Source organism: Actinokineospora lacus (genome assembly GCF_053813445.1).
In genome coordinates, this window is the sequence record NZ_JBQERA010000001.1 from 446795 (window position 1) to 462132 (window position 15338).

At 73.2% G+C, this 15338-nt stretch carries 16 protein-coding genes; 12 read left to right on the plus strand and 4 right to left on the minus strand.

What is annotated here, in order from left to right:
- Window positions 1-11 precede the first annotated feature (11 nt).
- The 5 genes from ACTG9Q_RS02200 to ACTG9Q_RS02220 all read left to right on the plus strand — a co-directional run bounded on the left by ACTG9Q_RS02200 (window position 12) and on the right by ACTG9Q_RS02220 (window position 4548).
- On the plus strand, window positions 12-947 hold the full coding sequence (locus tag ACTG9Q_RS02200) for a pentapeptide repeat-containing protein (protein WP_455570852.1): 936 nt from the start codon (window positions 12-14) through the stop codon (window positions 945-947).
- 69 nt (window positions 948-1016) lie between these two features.
- Window positions 1017-1535 carry a WXG100 family type VII secretion target gene (locus tag ACTG9Q_RS02205; protein WP_455570853.1) on the plus strand — a complete coding sequence of 173 codons (519 nt, stop codon included), beginning with the start codon at window positions 1017-1019 and terminating at the stop codon, window positions 1533-1535.
- A gap of 9 nt (window positions 1536-1544) precedes the next feature.
- On the plus strand, window positions 1545-2336 hold the full coding sequence (locus ACTG9Q_RS02210; protein ID WP_455570854.1) for an ESX secretion-associated protein EspG: 792 nt from the start codon (window positions 1545-1547) through the stop codon (window positions 2334-2336).
- A complete protein-coding gene (locus ACTG9Q_RS02215; protein WP_455570855.1) occupies window positions 2333-3691 on the plus strand; it encodes a hypothetical protein in 1359 nt (452 codons plus the stop codon). Before ACTG9Q_RS02210 ends, ACTG9Q_RS02215 begins: the two co-directional genes overlap by 4 nt.
- Window positions 3688-4548, plus strand: coding sequence for a hypothetical protein (locus tag ACTG9Q_RS02220; RefSeq protein ID WP_455570856.1), 861 nt, complete (start codon window positions 3688-3690; stop codon window positions 4546-4548). The genes ACTG9Q_RS02215 and ACTG9Q_RS02220 overlap by 4 nt, the downstream gene beginning before the upstream one ends.
- 54 nt (window positions 4549-4602) lie before the next feature.
- On the opposite strand, the gene purL is transcribed toward ACTG9Q_RS02220, so the two are convergent.
- The 3 genes from purL to purS are packed head-to-tail and all read right to left on the minus strand — an operon-like array spanning window position 4603 to window position 7792.
- Entirely contained in the window at window positions 4603-6876 is a 2274-nt protein-coding gene (gene purL, locus ACTG9Q_RS02225) for a phosphoribosylformylglycinamidine synthase subunit PurL (RefSeq protein ID WP_455571304.1), read from the minus strand.
- An 8-nt stretch (window positions 6877-6884) separates the two neighbouring features.
- Window positions 6885-7556 (minus strand): phosphoribosylformylglycinamidine synthase subunit PurQ, encoded by a 672-nt coding sequence (gene purQ, locus ACTG9Q_RS02230; RefSeq protein ID WP_455570857.1) that lies wholly within the window; start codon window positions 7554-7556, stop codon window positions 6885-6887.
- On the minus strand, window positions 7553-7792 hold the full coding sequence (purS, locus tag ACTG9Q_RS02235; protein WP_455570858.1) for a phosphoribosylformylglycinamidine synthase subunit PurS: 240 nt from the start codon (window positions 7790-7792) through the stop codon (window positions 7553-7555). The genes purQ and purS overlap by 4 nt, the downstream gene beginning before the upstream one ends.
- A 151-nt stretch (window positions 7793-7943) precedes the next feature.
- Between purS and ACTG9Q_RS02240 the strand changes: the two genes are divergently transcribed.
- From ACTG9Q_RS02240 to ACTG9Q_RS02260, 5 genes are all read left to right on the plus strand, one after another.
- Window positions 7944-8924 (plus strand): NAD-dependent epimerase/dehydratase family protein, encoded by a 981-nt coding sequence (locus tag ACTG9Q_RS02240; RefSeq protein ID WP_455570859.1) that lies wholly within the window; start codon window positions 7944-7946, stop codon window positions 8922-8924.
- Between the two features lie 135 nt (window positions 8925-9059).
- Window positions 9060-10631: a GMC family oxidoreductase gene (locus ACTG9Q_RS02245; RefSeq protein WP_455570860.1), complete on the plus strand. Its 1572-nt coding sequence runs from the start codon at window positions 9060-9062 to the stop codon at window positions 10629-10631.
- A 9-nt stretch (window positions 10632-10640) separates the two neighbouring features.
- Window positions 10641-11804 (plus strand): pyridoxal phosphate-dependent aminotransferase, encoded by a 1164-nt coding sequence (locus ACTG9Q_RS02250; RefSeq protein WP_455570861.1) that lies wholly within the window; start codon window positions 10641-10643, stop codon window positions 11802-11804.
- 133 nt (window positions 11805-11937) lie between these two features.
- Window positions 11938-12111, plus strand: coding sequence for a hypothetical protein (locus ACTG9Q_RS02255; protein WP_455570862.1), 174 nt, complete (start codon window positions 11938-11940; stop codon window positions 12109-12111).
- A gap of 37 nt (window positions 12112-12148) precedes the next feature.
- The gene (locus ACTG9Q_RS02260) at window positions 12149-12910 is read left to right on the plus strand and encodes an ion channel (RefSeq protein WP_455570863.1); all 762 of its coding nucleotides are present in this window, start codon (window positions 12149-12151) and stop codon (window positions 12908-12910) included.
- Here ACTG9Q_RS02260 and ACTG9Q_RS02265 read toward each other — a convergent pair.
- The gene (locus ACTG9Q_RS02265; protein WP_455570864.1) at window positions 12891-13913 is read right to left on the minus strand and encodes a threonine aldolase family protein; all 1023 of its coding nucleotides are present in this window, start codon (window positions 13911-13913) and stop codon (window positions 12891-12893) included. The genes ACTG9Q_RS02260 and ACTG9Q_RS02265 overlap by 20 nt on opposite strands.
- 125 nt (window positions 13914-14038) lie before the next feature.
- Here ACTG9Q_RS02265 and ACTG9Q_RS02270 point away from each other — a divergent pair, with 125 nt between their 5' ends.
- Complete coding sequence (locus ACTG9Q_RS02270) at window positions 14039-14557, plus strand: SigE family RNA polymerase sigma factor (RefSeq protein WP_455570865.1); 519 nt, start codon at window positions 14039-14041, stop codon at window positions 14555-14557.
- 16 nt (window positions 14558-14573) lie between these two features.
- The gene (locus ACTG9Q_RS02275; protein WP_455570866.1) at window positions 14574-15338 is read left to right on the plus strand and encodes a hypothetical protein; all 765 of its coding nucleotides are present in this window, start codon (window positions 14574-14576) and stop codon (window positions 15336-15338) included.

The following is a 15338-nucleotide window of genomic DNA, read 5'->3' on the forward strand; positions in this document are numbered from 1 at the left end:
GGTTCGCGCCCGTGGGCACCGGTTTCCTGATCACGGGCGCGGTACTGGTCGGCGCGGGCGCGGGCGTCTTCGCGCTGTCGCGGCGCAGGCCGGGCCGCTGGCTGGCGGGCACGGTGCTGCTCTCGGCGGGCCTGCTGGGCGTGGTCACCGGCTGGCTGCTCACCGAGCCGAACGCCAACCGCGGCGAGGCCCTGAAGACCGGGGGCCTCGCCGCGGGGGCGGTCGTGGCGCTCTACGCGCTGTGGCTCAACGACCGCCGCCGCCGCACCGACGAGGACCGCCAGGAGATCGAGCGGCGCAGGCAGGACCTGGAGACCGCGCGCGCCGACCACGACCGCGAGCGGGTCGCCGACGAGCGCTTCGCCCGCGCCGTCGAGCTGCTGGGCAGCGACGCCGACCAGGTGCGGGTGGGCGCCCTGCACGCCCTGGCGGGCCTGGCCCGCAACCACGAGCGCTACACCCAGACCGTCCTCGACATCCTGTGCTCCTACCTGCGGCGGCCGTTCGACTACGCGGCGGAGGACGCCGACGTGCGCGAGCGCGTGGTCCGCACGACCGCCCAGCGCCTGGTCCGCGACCTGCTGCCCACCACCGACGTCCAGGACGCGCCGCGCCACAACCTCGACCTGACCGGCGCCGAGCTGGCCTACTTCGACATCTCCGAGCGCGTCGTCGGCACCCTGACCATGCGGTTCGCCACCCTGCACGAGTCCAACTCGATGTGGGGCTGCCACTTCCACGGCAGCGCCTGGTTCACCGGCGCGCGCAGCCCCGGCACCCTGCACATGCACGACTCGGTCTTCCACCACAAGGCGTGGTTCAGCGGGTTCCGCGCCACCGGCCCGCTGCGCCTGGCCAGGACCCGGTTCCTCGGCCCGGTCAAGGTGACCGACGCCGAGGTCGCCGAGACCGACACCGACCTGCGGGAAATCGCCACGGTCGGGTGAGGGGAACCGAACCCGGCGCGGTGGCGTCTACCGTCTCGTACCAGTGACCCGCCACCTGGGGGTAAGCACATGGCGTTCTACGGCGACCCCGACGAGCTCGACCGCATCGCCGGGCGGATCGAGGCGCGCGCGGGGGAGATCCGCGACCACGGCACCTCGATGCTCACCCAGGCCGAGGCGATGCGGTGGAAGTCCATCGCCGCCGACCGCTGCCGCGAGACCGTCGCGGGCGACCGCGCGACCCTCGACGGCGCGGCCACCAGGTTCGACGAGGCCGCCGCGATCCTGCGCGGGCACGCCCAGCAGGTGCGGGAGCTGATCGCGGCGATCAAGCGCATCGCCGAGAGCGTGGTCACCTGGTTCACCGGCGCGATCGAGCGGTTCAACCAGGCGGTGGAGAGCTTCAAGAACGCGGTCAAGGACATCGCCAACGGCATCGGCGACGCGCTGGGCTTCGGCGGCGACCAGCCGTCCCCGCCCCGGCCGCCGTGGGAGGGCTGGCGCTACGGGCCGGACAACCTGCCGCCCCCCGGTGACAAGGAATGGCTCGAGGTCGGCAAGTTCATGCAGGCACAGGGAGTGGCGTAGGTGCCCGCCGTGACCACAGCCGCGCACCGACTGGTGCTCACCGCAGCCGAGTACGCCCACCTGGTGGGCGTACTGACCCTGTCCATGCCGCCGGACTGGGCGCCCGCGCCGGACATCACCACCGGCGCCGAGGCCGCCGCCCTCGCCGAGCGCGGCATCGTCGTCGACGGCCGGGTGCACCCTTCGCTGACGGCGAACCTGCGCGTGCTCAGCGGTCCGCAGATCATGTTCGACACCACCGCGACCGCGGGCGCCCGCGGCTCGCGCAGCCTGCACGCGATCGCCGGGCAGCTGGGCGCCTCGCTGTTCCTGCTGCCCGACGCCGCCGTCGAGCTGTCGATGTTCCCCGCGGTCGACCTGGGCCGCGAGCTGGTCAGGGCGGTGCCCGCCGAGGCGGGCGGCGGGATCGGGTCGGCGCTGGACGCCACCGAGTCCGAGCCGCTGCGCGGGCGCGTGCCGCTGGCCGCGCTGCACGAGCTGGGCGTCGCCGAGCTGCTGCGCGAGTCCGACCCGGACGCGCCCGGCTACGTGCTCGGCGAGCTGGACCTGCCCCCGGCCGAGGCCGCGTTCGCCGTCGAGGTGCTGCGCCGCGCCGACGGCCTGCTGCGCTGCCTGGTCACCGCGCTGATCGGCGAGGGCGTGCGCACCGCGCAGCTGACCTGGCTGCACAGCGACACCGGCTGGGTCGGCATCCGCCCGGCGCCCACCGGAACCGACCGCGAGCTGGTCGACCTGGAACCCGTTGCCCGCGAGGAGCTCGGGGTCTGGCTGGCCCCGTTCGTGTCGGAGGCGCTGTCATGACCGGCCCTGTCATGACCGGCCCCGGGGTGACCAACGTGACCGTCGGCGGCGGCGCGGGCGGCACCGAGGCGCAGTACGAGGACTTGGCCGCCCTCGGCGACCTGACCGACGACGTGGCCGGTGAGACGCTGACGATCGCGATGGCCAGTCACAGCCACCTGGTCGACCCGAACGTGCTGGCCTCCGCCGTGCTCAACCCCGCGGGCGTGGTCCGGTTCGAGGGCGCGATGCTGGGCGCGCTGGACGGGCCCAGCGGCCTGACCGCGACCTCGGCGGCGATCGGCCTGCGCGGGCTCACGCTGCAGGCGACCAACCAGGCCTACCAGTTCGCCGACGACCTGAACGCCAAGGCGCTGGAGGCGAGCCGCTGGCTGGCGGGCGTCGCCGCGACCACCCCGGCGGGCCTGGCCGTGGTCGGCGGCACCGGCGCGCTGGTCGCCGCCGACATCATGGTCAACTACGACGGCGACTGGCAGCGCTGGCTCGTCGAGCACCCCGGCATGGTCGACACCGTGCTGGGCATGTCCCCCGGCGCCCTGTCCGCGCTCGGCCTGCCGACGGACATGGCCACCCTCACCGAGCTGATCGCCGCGGCCTACCCCGACGGCGACCCGGCGCTCGCCGGGCTCGGCATCGACACCAGCCCCATCGCGACGACCCCGCCCTCGGGCATCGGCGACCTGATGGACAGCCTCGGCCACCGCAACGGCTCCGAGGCCAACATCGGCGTGCGCGCGGTGTACGGGCCCAACGGCGAGGTCACCGGCTACATCGTGGACATCCCGGGCACCAAGACGTGGAACCTGCCCGGCGCGGACGGGGGCAGCGCCAACGACCTCGGCACCAACGTCGACGGCATGGCGGGCAACGAGACCGTGCTGCAGGAGGGCATCGAGCTCGCGCTGGCGGACGCGGGGGTGCCCCCCGGCGCCCCGGTCATGCTGGTCGGGCACAGCCAGGGCGGCATCGTCGCCGCCCGCGCCGCCAACGACCTCGCCAACCCCGTGACCGGCGCGCCCTACAACGTCACCCACGTCGTCACCGCGGGCTCGCCGGTGGGGGGAATCGACATCCCCGACGGGGTGCAGATGCTGTCGCTGGAGAACAGCGGCGACATCGTCCCGCACCTGGACGCGCGGGACAATCCGGCCAGTGACAACCGCACCACGGTCACCTTCGACAACCAGAGCGGCACGATCACCGGGAACCACAGCATCGAGGGCAACTACACCGATGTGGGTGACCAGCTCGACAACGGTGCCGACCCGTCGGTGCGCCGGTTCACCGACAGCGCGGGCGCGTTCCTCGGGGGCAGCTCGGTCCAGACCCACCAGTACCAGGTGACCCGCAGGTGAGCTTGCGCCGGGGAGTCGCCGCCGTCGTCGCGGTGCTCGGCCTGGCCGCGTGCGCGGAACCCGAGCCGCTCGCGGTGCCCGAGGACCTGCGGCGGCAGGTGGAGGCGCTGCTGGGCGCGGGTGCCGCGATCACCGGCGAGACCTGCGACAGCCTGCCGGTCGACGCGCCGACCGAGGGCAACCACCGCTACCGCGCCGGGGCGAGCGTGCCCGGCGACCCGGCCGAGCTGGTGGAATCGCTGCGCGCCAAGGCGATCGGCGACGGCTGGCAGCCGCAGCGGGCGCCCGAGTTCGACCTCGCGCTGGCCGGTCCCCGACCGGGGACGCAGCTCGCGGCGAAGCGGACCGGGTCGGGGCTGGACGTCGAGGTGCTGGTGGAACACCGCTGCTCGTCCACCTCGGCGCTGTTCCGCGCCGACGGGCCGGAGCTGACCGACCGGCAGCGGAGCAGGCTGGCGGGCCTGGACAGCGCGGTCACGGAGATGATGCGGGGGATCTACGCGGAGTTCGGCGACGTGCCGCCGTCGTGGCCGGAGCGCCCGCCGCCGGAGAACCTCACCGGGTGCCAGGCGGAGGGCCGGGCGGGTGTGCGGTGGCCGGCGCCGGAAACGCCGGAACTCACCGTGCCCGATCCCGAGCGGCTCGGGGACACGATCAGCGGGGCGGTCCCGGAGGCATGGGAGGTCACGGCTGAGCGGTCCACAAAGGACGTCAAGGGTGTGGTCACGACGCCCGTCGCCGTTCGGTCCACTGTGGAGGGATTTGCCGTCGAGGTGCCGTTCGAGGCGATCACCTTCACCGGCGGCGTCACGAAGTTGTTCTACCGAGGCGCCGAGGTGTGCGTTCCGGCGGCATGAGAAAGGGGCCAGGATGACCCTGGCCCCTTCCACTCGTTCCTTGGCCGAACAGTCCTAGCCGAACAGGGCGGGGAGCGTAGCCTCCCACGCGGCGCGCAGCTCCGGGAGCGGCAGCGTGCCGACGTCCTGGATCTCCAGCGCGCCGGACTCCGGGTCCACCACGCCGGTCTTGCGCCACGGCAGGCCGCGCGCGGTGCACATGTCGGTGAACCGCAGCTCCTCGGTCCGCGGCACGGCCACCAGCACCCGCCCCGCCGACTCGCTGAACAGCTGGACGAACGGGTCGGCGTCGGGGTCGAGGAAGACCCGCGCGCCGGTCTCGCCGATCAGGCACGTCTCGACCAGGGTCTGGGCGAGGCCGCCGTCGGAGAGGTCGTGCGCGGCGGAGACCATCCCGTCGCGCGAGCCCGCCACCAGCACCTCGGCCAGCAGCCTCTCCCGCGCCAGGTCGACCCTCGGCGGCAGGCCGCCCAGGTGGCCGTGGATCTCGTGGGCCCACTCCGACCCGCCGAACTCCTCGCGGGTCTCGCCCAGCAGCAGCAGGGTCTCCCCCGGCTCGGCGCCGATCCCGGTGGGGATGCGGCGGCGGACGTCGTCGATCACCCCGAGCACGCCGACCACCGGGGTCGGGTGGATCGCGGTGGTGCCGGTCTGGTTGTAGAAGCTGACGTTGCCGCCGGTGACCGGGATGCCCAGCTCGCGGCAGCCCTCGGCCAGGCCGCGCACGGCCTGCTCGAACTGCCACATCACCGCGGGGTCCTCGGGCGAGCCGAAGTTGAGGCAGTTGGTGACCGCCAGCGGCGTCGCGCCGGTGACCGCCACGTTGCGGTACGCCTCGGCCAGCGCCAGCTGCGTCCCGGTGTACGGGTCGAGCTTGACGAAGCGGCCGTTGCAGTCGGTGGCCAGGGCGACGCCGCGGCCGGTGGTCTCGTCCACGCGGATCATGCCGCCGTCGGAGGGCTGGGCCAGGACGGTGCCGCCGCGCACGTAGCGGTCGTACTGCTCGGTGACCCACCGCCGCGACGCGAGGTTCGGCGACGCGGCCATGCGCAGCACCAGTTCCCGCAGCTCGTCCGGAGTGGACGGTCGGGCAAGGCTCTCGGGACCGTTGGCCTGCAACGCGTCCTGGTAGTCCGGGCGGGCGATCGGGCGCTCGTACATCGGGCCCTCGTGCGCCACGGTGCGCGGCGGCACGTCGACCACGGTCTCGCCGTGCCAGGTGATGACCAGCCGGTCGCCTTCGGTGACCTCGCCGATCACCGTGGCGATGACGTCCCACTTGGCGCAGACCGCCATGAACGCGTCCACGTCGGACGGCTCGACGACGGCGCACATCCGCTCCTGCGACTCGCTGGAGAGGACCTCCGCCGGGGTCATGCCGGTCGCGCGCAGCGGCACCCGGTCCAGCTCGACGCGCATCCCGCCGTCGCCCGCGCTGGCCAGCTCGCTGGTCGCGCAGGACAGGCCCGCGCCGCCGAGGTCCTGGATGCCGACCACGATGCCCGCCTGGAACAGCTCCAGGCAGCACTCGATCAGGACCTTCTCGGTGAACGGGTCGCCGACCTGGACCGCGGGCAGCTTCTTGCGGCCGCCCTCCTCGCCGGAGAACGTCTCGCTGGCCAGCACCGACACGCCGCCGATGCCGTCGAGGCCGGTCCGGGCGCCGAACAGGATGACCTTGTTGCCCGCGCCCGACGCGTGCGCCAGGTGCAGGTCCTCGGTGCGCATCGCGCCGACGCACAGCGCGTTGACCAGCGGGTTGCCCTGGTAGCTCGGGTCGAAGACGACCTCGCCGCCGATGTTGGGCAGGCCGAGGCAGTTGCCGTAGCCGCCGACGCCCGCGACCACGCCGGGCAGCACCCGCCGGGTGTCGGGGTGGTCCGGCGCGCCGAAGCGCAGCGGGTCCATCACCGCGAGCGGGCGCGCGCCCATCGCCATGATGTCGCGGACGATGCCGCCGACGCCGGTCGCCGCGCCCTGGTAGGGCTCCACATAGGACGGGTGGTTGTGCGACTCCAGCTTGAACGTCACCGCCCAGCCGTCGCCGATGTCGACCACGCCCGCGTTCTCGCCGATGCCCGCGAGCATCTTCGCCCGCATCTCGGGCGTGGTGTTGGCCGCCCAGTGCCTCCAGTGGACCTTGGAGGACTTGTAGGAGCAGTGCTCGCTCCACATCACCGAGTACATCGCCAGCTCGGCGTCGGTGGGGCGGCGGCCGAGGATCTCCCGGACGCGGTCGTACTCGCCGTCCTTGAGGCCGAGCTCGCGGTAGGGCTGGGGCTGCTCGGGGGTGGTCCTGGCGTTCTCGACGGTGTCGACGGCGCTCATGGTCTCGCTCACGCGGTCACCACCGAGTCGACCAGGGACAGGAAGATGCCGAGGCCGTCGTCGGATGGCCCGGTCAGCGCGTCGATGGCGTGCTCGGGGTGCGGCATCAGCCCGACGATGCGCCCGGTCGGGTCGGTGATGCCCGCGATGTCGTCCAGCGAGCCGTTGGGGTTGGCGCCGACGTAGCGGAACACCACGCGGCCCTCGGCCTCCAGCTCGGCGACGGTCTCCGCGGACGCGGTGTAGCGGCCGTCCATGTTCTTGACCGGAATGATGATCTCGGCGCCCCGCTCGTAGCGCGAGGACCACGCGGTGGTGGTGTTCTCCACGCGCAGCCACTGGTCGCGGCAGACGAAGTGCAGCCCGGCATTGCGCAGCAGCGCGCCCGGCAGCAGCCCGGCCTCGCACAGCACCTGGAAGCCGTTGCAGATGCCCAGCACCGGCATCCCCCGGTGCGCCGCGGCGATGACCTCGCCCATGACCGGCGCGAACCGGGCGATGGCGCCCGCGCGCAGGTAGTCGCCGTAGGAGAACCCGCCGGGCAGGATCACCGCGTCGACCCCGCGCAGGTCGGCGTCACCGTGCCAGAGCGGCACGGCCTCCGCGCCCGCGGCGGTGATGGCGCGCAGGGTGTCGCTGTCGTCCAGGGTGCCGGGGAAGGTGACCGCGCCGACCCTCACGACTCCACCCGCCGGACGACGAAGTCCTCCACCACCGGGTTGGACAGGAAGCCCAAAGCGATCTTGGCCAGCGTGGCGTCGTCGACGGAGTCGTCGACCTCCAGCTCGAAGTGCTTGCCCTGGCGGACATCGGAGACACCGGTGAATCCGAGCCGGGGCAGCGCGCGGGCGACCGCCTGCCCCTGGGGGTCGAGGATTTCCGGCTTGGGCATGACGTCGACGACGACTCGGGCCACGGCAGGTTACTCCTGGGTTCGACGGCCGGTACCGGTAAAGCGTAACTGACCTGCGGGTTCGCCCTGACCGGCGGGCGGTGAACCCGGTCACGGCCGTTCGCCCGCGGCGAGACCGGTGGCCCGCGGGCCCCGCGCGGAGAAGGGTGGGGACATGCGAATCCTCATTCTGGGCGGCACCCGGTTCGTCGGCCGCACGACGGCCGCGGAGGCGGTGGCCCGCGGGCACGAGGTGGTCTGCGCGGCGCGCGGGCAGGCGGGCGCGGTGCCCGACGGGGCCCGGCTGGTCAAGGTCGACCGGGACACCCCCGACGGGCTCGCGCCGCTGGCGGGCGAGCGGTTCGACGCGGTGGTCGACGTCGCGCCGATCTCGTTCCCGTGGGTGCGCCGCGCGCTCGACGCGTTCGGGGCGCGGGCCGGGCACTGGACGTTCGTGTCCTCCATCAGCGCCTACGCCCACCCCGACAGGGTCGACGACGCCCTGATGCCCCCGCGCGAGGAGCACCACGACCGCTCGAAGGTGCTCACCGACCCCGACGCGTACGGGTCGATCAAGGTGGCCAGTGAGAACGCCGTGCTGGAGGCGATGGGCGAGCGCGCGTTCATCGTGCGGGCGGGCCTGATCACCGGGCCCGGCGACGAGCACGACCGGTTCGGCTACTGGCCCGCGCGGCTCTCCCTCGGCGGCCGGGTCGCGGTGCCGGGGGTGGACCACCTGAGCCAGTACCTCGACGTCGGCGACCTGGCCGCGTGGATCGTGGGGGCCGCGGAGAAGGGCACCGCGGGCGTGGTCGACGGGATCGGCCCGGCCCAGCCGGTGCTCGACCTGATCCGCGGCATCGCCGAGGCGGTCGGCTCCGACGCGGAGCTGGTGCCGGTGCCGGAGCCGGTGCTGGTCGGGCAGGAGGTGCGGCCGTGGGCGGGGGAGCGCTCGCTGCCGCTGTGGCTGCCCGAGACCCACCGAGGCATGTGCGCCCGCGACGCCGGGCCCGCGTTGGCCGCCGGGTTCACCCCGCGACCGCTGGCCGAGGCCGCCGTGCGCGCCTTGGAGCACGAGCGCGCGCTGGGTCTGGACCGTGAGCGCAAGGCGGGTCTCACCCCGGCCGCGGAGGCGGAGGTGCTCGCGGCGCTCTGACGCGCCGCCCGGCGGGAAGCCCGTCCGCGTCGGCGAGCCCTGCCACCCGCGGGTGAGGATGAATTCCGGTGGGTCGGGGATCGCTACCCGACTGATGGCTGCGCGGGTGGCGGCGCGGGGGCAGGATCGGGTCACATGGGCGCTGAATACGACTACGTCATCGTGGGTGCGGGCAGCGCGGGGTGCGTGCTCGCCGCGCGGCTGACCGAGGACGCCGGGGTGTCGGTCCTGCTGCTGGAGGCGGGGGGTCCCGACGACGCCGACGAGATCAAGGTGCCCGCGGCGTTCGCGTCGCTGTTCCGGACCAAGTGGGACTGGAACTACCAGACCGTCGAGCAGAAGCACCTCAACGACAGGACGGCCCACTGGCCGCGGATGAAGGCGCTCGGCGGCTGCGGCTCGATGAACGCCATGATCTACATCCGCGGCAACCGCGCCGACTACGACAGCTGGCGCGACGAGCACGGAGCCGAGGGGTGGGGCTTCGACGACGTGCTGCCCTACTTCGTCCGCGCCGAGGGCAACACCCGGCTGTCCGGGCCGCTGCACGGCACCGACGGGCCGCTGCACGTGGAGGACCGCCGCTACACCCACGAGCTGTCCGACGCCTGGGTGGCCGCGGCGGTCGCCGCCGGGATCACGCCCACCGACGACTTCAACGGCGCCGAGCAGCTGGGCGCCGGGCGCTACCAGGTCACCTGCAAGAAGGGCAGGCGCTGGTCCGCGGCCGACGCCTACCTGCGCCCGGCGATGGGGCGTCCCAACCTGACCGTCCACACCGGCGCCCACGCCACCCGGGTCGTGCTGGAGGGCGCGCGGGCGGCCGGGGTGGAGTACCTGCGCGGCGGGGTCGGCGAGACGGCGCGGGCGGGCCGGGAGGTGATCCTCAGCGGCGGCGCGGTCAACTCCCCGCAGCTGCTGATGCTGTCCGGGATCGGGCCCGCCGAGCACCTGCGCGAGCTGGGGATCGAGGTGGCGGTCGGCCTGGCCGGGGTCGGGGAGAACCTGCACGACCACCCGGCCGCGCCGGTGATCTGGTCCACCAAGGGCACCAGCGACCTGGTCGACTTCGCCACGCCCGCGCGGCTGATGCAGTGGCAGGCCCTCGGGCGAGGACCGATGACGTCCAACATCGGCGAGGCCGGGGCGTTCGTCCACACCCGCGACGGCCTGAGCGCGCCGGACATGCAGTTCCACGTCGCGCCGACGCTGTTCTACGACAACGGGATGCGGGAGCCGTCCGTGCGCGGTTTCACCTCGGCCACGACGCTGGTCGCGCCGCGCAGCCGGGGGACGCTGCGGCTGCGCTCGGCGAACCCGCTGTGGCGGCCGCTGATCGATCCGGCGTACTACTCCGACCCGGCCGACCTCGACGCCACCGTCGCGGGCTGCCGCAGGCTGATGGACATCGGCGGGCACGCCCCGCTGCGGCGGTTCCTGGCCGCGCCGTTCCTGCCCGAGGTGTCGTCGCTGACCGACGAGGAGCTGGCCGAGCACGTCCGGACGTGGACGCAGACGCTGTACCACCCGGTGGGCACCTGTGCGATGGGGACGGTCGTCGACCCGGCGCTGCGGGTGTACGGGGTGGACGGACTGCGGGTGGCCGACGCGTCGGTCATGCCGGTGGTTCCGCGGGGCAACACGAACGCGCCGACGGTGATGGTGGCGGAGAAGGCGGCCGACCTGATCAGGGGCAAGTCCGCTTAGGCTCGCGGCATGGAGCCTCGGCTGTTGAAGGTCGCGTCGCGGGCGGCTGTCCCGCCGTTCTACGTGATGGATGTCGTCTCCGCGGCGAACGCGCGGCAGCGGGCCCGGGGCGATGTCATCTCCCTCGCCGCGGGCCAGCCCGCCACCGGGGCGCCGTCGGCGGTGCGGTTCGCGGCGGCGGAGGCGATCGGGTCCGGGCCGCTGGGGTACACCGAGCAGGTGGGGATTCCCGAATTGCGCTCGGCGATTTCCGCGCACTACTCGCGGCAGTATTCGCTGGACGTTTCCGCTGACGATGTCATCGTGACCACCGGGTCTTCCGGCGGATTCCTGCTGGCGTTCCTGGCGGCGTTCGACGCCGGGGACAGGGTGGCGCTGGCCCGGCCCGGATATCCCGCGTACCGGAATATCCTCACGGCGCTGGGGTGCGAGGTCGTCGACCTGCCCTGTGGATTCGAGGAGCGCTTTCAGCCCACGGTATCGATGCTGGAGGCCGCGGGGCCGCTGGACGGGGTGATCATCGCCAGTCCGGCCAATCCCACGGGGACCGTGCTTGACGCCGGGGAATTGGCCGGGATCGCCGGGTGGTGCGTGGAGCGGGGGGTGCAGCTGATCAGCGACGAGATTTACCACGGGATCTCGTTCGGGGCGGCGACCGCTTCCGCTTGGCAGTTCTCCCGGGAAGCCGTGGTGGTGAATTCGTTCTCCAAGTACTTCGGGATGACGGGGTGGCGGCTGGGGTGGCTGGTCGTGCCGCAGCGGCTGCGCCGGGCGGTGGACTGCCTGACCGGGAACTTCCACTTGTGCGCGCCCGCCATTTCCCAGTACGCCGCTGTGGCCGCATTCGAGGAGGACACCTACGTCGAGGTCGACTCGCATGTCTCCCGGTACCGGGTGAATCGGGACGTGGTGGTGGGCGGGTTGGCGGAGTTGGGGATCACGCGGGTGGCTCCGGCGGACGGGGCGTTCTACGTCTATGCCGACGTCTCGGAGTTGACGAACGATTCCATGAGTTTCTGCCAGCGGCTGCTGGCCGACACCGGGGTGGCCATTGTGCCGGGAATCGACTTCGACCCGGTGGACGGCCACCGTTTCGTGCGCGTCTCGTTCGCGGGCGCGACGGAGGACGTCCGGGAGGCGCTGCGGCGGATTGGCGGATGGTTGACGAAGTGAGGCGTGGCTTTCGCCGCTGAAACGGGCCGGGCTGAACGGGCCGGGCTGAAGCGGACCGGGGTGTCGCGGTGGGGAACTTCGCCGGGACGGAGATCGTTGGGCCTGGTGAAAGTCGTCCGGCGGGAGGGGCCCTGTGGTTCTCAAGATCATCGGCGCGATCATCGTCATCTGGATCGCGTTCAGCGTGCTCGGGTTTGTGTTCAAGGCGCTCGGCACCTTGTTGATCGTGGCGGCCGTGGCCACGGTCGGGGTGGCGGCGTACGGGGCCATCAAGGGGAAGGCGGGGAACAAGCAAATCCGGTCGTGAGTTGGCGTGGCCGGGCCCCGGGGGCAAGATGTCCGAGGTGTCCGAGCCTGGTGTGAAGTCCAAGGGTGATGCGACCGAGCCAGCCCTCAGTGCGTGGGAGGCCCGCACCGAGCTGTCCCTGACCGGACTCGCCCTGCTGTTCCTGGGGATCTACGCCTGGCAGGTGCTCGACGTCGACATGGGCCGGGGGCTGCACAACGCCCTGGAAGTGGCGCTGGCGGTGATCTGGGCGCTGTTCGCGGCCGACTACGTCATCCGGCTGGTGCTCGCCCGGCGCAAGCTGCGGTTCATGCGGCGGCATGTGCTCGACCTGCTGGCCGTCGCGCTGCCGATGGTGCGGCAGCTGCGGGCGCTGCGGCTGCTCACGGTGCTGCGGGTGCTCAACAAGCGGTTCGGGTCGGGGCTGCGCGGGCGGGTGGGGGTCTACGTCGCGGGGACGACGCTGCTGATCGGGCTGGCGTCGGCGCTGGCGGTGCTCGACGCCGAGCGGCGGGACCCGGACGCGAACATCACCACCTTCGGGGACGCGCTGTGGTGGACGCTGACCACGATCACCACCGTCGGCTACGGGGACCGCTTCCCGGTGACCGCCGAGGGGCGGCTGGTCGCGGCGACCCTGATGATCGGGGGCATCGCGCTGATCGGTGTGGCCACCGGGACGATCGCCTCGTGGTTCCTGGAGAAGATCGCCGGGGCCGAGGACACCGACCAGTCGACCTACGCCGAGGTCACCGCGATGCGCGAGGAGCTGGCCGCGCTGCGGGCCGAGATCGCCACGCTCACGCGGCCGCCGAGCTGATCCTGGACAGCACCTCGCCGATGTCGGCGGCGCTCACGTCGCGGTGGGTGACGAACCGCAGGCCGCCCGGGATGGCGACCGCGCCGACGCCGAGGCGCTCCAGGCAGGCGATGGCGTGCGCGGTGTCGGGCACGGCGGCGACGACGATGTTGGTCTGCGGCTCGGTCACCGCCCAGCCCAGGTCGGCCAGACCGGTCGCGAGCGCGCGGGCGTTGGCGTGGTCGGTGGCCAGGTCGCCGATCCGCCCCAGGGCGAGGATGCCCGCGGCGGCCAGCACGCCGCCCTGGCGGACGCCGCCGCCGAGCATCTTGCGCAGCCTGCGGGCCTCGGCGACGAACGGCGCCGACCCGCACACCAGCGACCCGACCGGCGCGCCCAGCCCCTTGCTCAGGCACACCTGCACGGTCTCCACGCCCACCGTCAGCGCCGCGGGCGGCACGTCCAGGGCCACCGAGGCGTTCCAGAGGCGGGCGCCGTCCAGGTGCACGGACAGTCCGGCCTCGGCGGCCAGGGCGACCAGCTTGGCGTGCTCGTCGGGCGGGGTGACCGTCCCACCGGCGAAGTTGTGGGTGTTCTCCAGGCACAGCAGCCGGGTGCGCAGGGCGTAGTACGGGGCGTTGCCGCCCAGGTGCACGCGCAGGTCCTCGGGCGCGATGCGGCCGGGGCCGCCGGACCACTCCAGCGCCTGGGGCATCCCGCCCGCCAGCCACGCCGCGCTGCCCAGCTCGGCCTCCAGCACGTGCGCCGCGCGGGGGGCGAGGAACCGGTCGCCGCGGCCCAGGTGGTGCATCAGCGCGATCAGGTTGCCCATCGTGCCGCTGGGCACCCACAGGCCCGCGGCCATGCCGAGCAGGTCGGCGGCCTGCTCCTCGAGTCTGCGCATCGTGGGGTCGTGGTCGAGCACGTCGTCACCGACCTCGGCCGCGGACATCGCCAGCCGCATGGCCTCGTCGGGCTGGGTCACGGTGTCCGAACGCAGGTCGATGCGGCGCGCGAAAGTCACGATCGGATCACACCACAGCCACGTGCCCGCGGCTGGTGTGGGGGTGGGGTGCCTCTTGTGACCCGTCCGTGCAACCGTTGTGCGGGGCACGTCCGTCCCCAGTCCGGAACAACAGGAGCGTCCGCGTGGACCAGAGCGAGGAGCGGGAGTTCGCGGAGTACTTCGCCGCCCGGCGTGATGCCGTCCGGCGGACCGCGTACCTGCTCTGCGGTGACTGGCACCGGGCGGACGACCTGGCGCAGACCGCGTTCGTCGCCCTGCACCGCAGGTGGCGCAAGGTCCGGGACAAAGCCGCCCTGGACGCCTACGTCCGCCGCAGCGTGGTGCGCGCGGCGATCGATGAGTCGCGGCGGCCGTGGCGGCGCGAGCGCCACGTCGACGCCGTCCCGGAGCGGCCCAACCGCGACGGTGACGTCGGCGACGCGGTGGCCACCCGGTCGGCGCTGCTCGACGGCCTGGCCGGGGTGCCGCCGAGGCAGCGGGCGGTGCTGGTCCTGCGGTTCCTGGAAGGCTTGGACGTGGCGGCCACCGCCGCCGTGCTCAAGTGCTCGGAGGGCAACGTCAAGAGCCAGACCTCGCGCGGCCTGGCCACGTTGCGCACGGTGCTCGGCGACGCGTTGGACGACCTGAGGTCGGCTCAGTGAAGGGGAGGTGCGAGTGATGGACGAGCAGCGGGTTTCGGCGCTGTTCCAGGACGCCGTCCGCGACGTGCCCGCGCCCACCTTCGACACCGGCGACGTCACCGCCGAGTCGGCCAGGTTGACCCGAAAGAGGAACGGACTCATCGCCGGATCGGCGCTAGGCTTCGCGCTGTTGGCTGGCGGTCTCGTCACCGGTGTCGCCCTCTGGGCTGGGCCGAACGGGACCCCGGGTAACGATTCGGGTGCGATGGCGGCCTCTGCCGCTCCCGAGCGTAACGAAGGCAATGCTCCATACGAGGTACCCAGTGCGGCGGAGGATCGCGCCGCAGGCAAGCCCACGGACCACCCGTTCTCGACGCCCATGCAGGGGGGCTCGACGAGCGGGGGCGCCGGGTCTGAACCCGGCGGCACCCCTCTGGGGTGTGGAACGGCGGCCCGGGAGTTCGCTGCTGCCCTCGCGGGCGAACTCCCGGCCGCCACTTCCGCCGGTGATCCGCTCGATTCGCCCGTGGCCTGCCCGCCCGGCGGTCGCAGCGTCGCCATCCCGGTCTCCGACGGCCCACTCAAGGGCCTCCTCTCGCTGGTGGTCGTGCCCGCCGACGTGAAGTTCGCGCTGCAGCCGCCGTGGGCCGACCGCCCCTCCGGCACCGCGGGCGCGGTGGTCGTGGCCGACTCCGGCGCCCAGCTGGTCGTCGTGATCGAGCCGGTGCCCGGCTCCGCCGCGCCACCGATCGACGCCGCGGGGGCCCGTGACATCGCCGACGGGCTCGCCGCCGAGTTCTGA

Coding starts and splice junctions, on each gene's coding strand:
- ACTG9Q_RS02205 (WP_455570853.1), top strand. CDS start 1,017: ATGGCGTTCTACGGCGACCCCGACGAGCTCGACCGCATCGCCGGGCGG.
- ACTG9Q_RS02215 (WP_455570855.1), top strand. CDS start 2,333: ATGACCGGCCCTGTCATGACCGGCCCCGGGGTGACCAACGTGACCGTC.
- purL (WP_455571304.1), bottom strand. CDS start 6,876: ATGAGCGCCGTCGACACCGTCGAGAACGCCAGGACCACCCCCGAGCAG.
- ACTG9Q_RS02240 (WP_455570859.1), top strand. CDS start 7,944: ATGCGAATCCTCATTCTGGGCGGCACCCGGTTCGTCGGCCGCACGACG.
- ACTG9Q_RS02245 (WP_455570860.1), top strand. CDS start 9,060: ATGGGCGCTGAATACGACTACGTCATCGTGGGTGCGGGCAGCGCGGGG.
- ACTG9Q_RS02250 (WP_455570861.1), top strand. CDS start 10,641: ATGGAGCCTCGGCTGTTGAAGGTCGCGTCGCGGGCGGCTGTCCCGCCG.
- ACTG9Q_RS02275 (WP_455570866.1), top strand. CDS start 14,574: ATGGACGAGCAGCGGGTTTCGGCGCTGTTCCAGGACGCCGTCCGCGAC.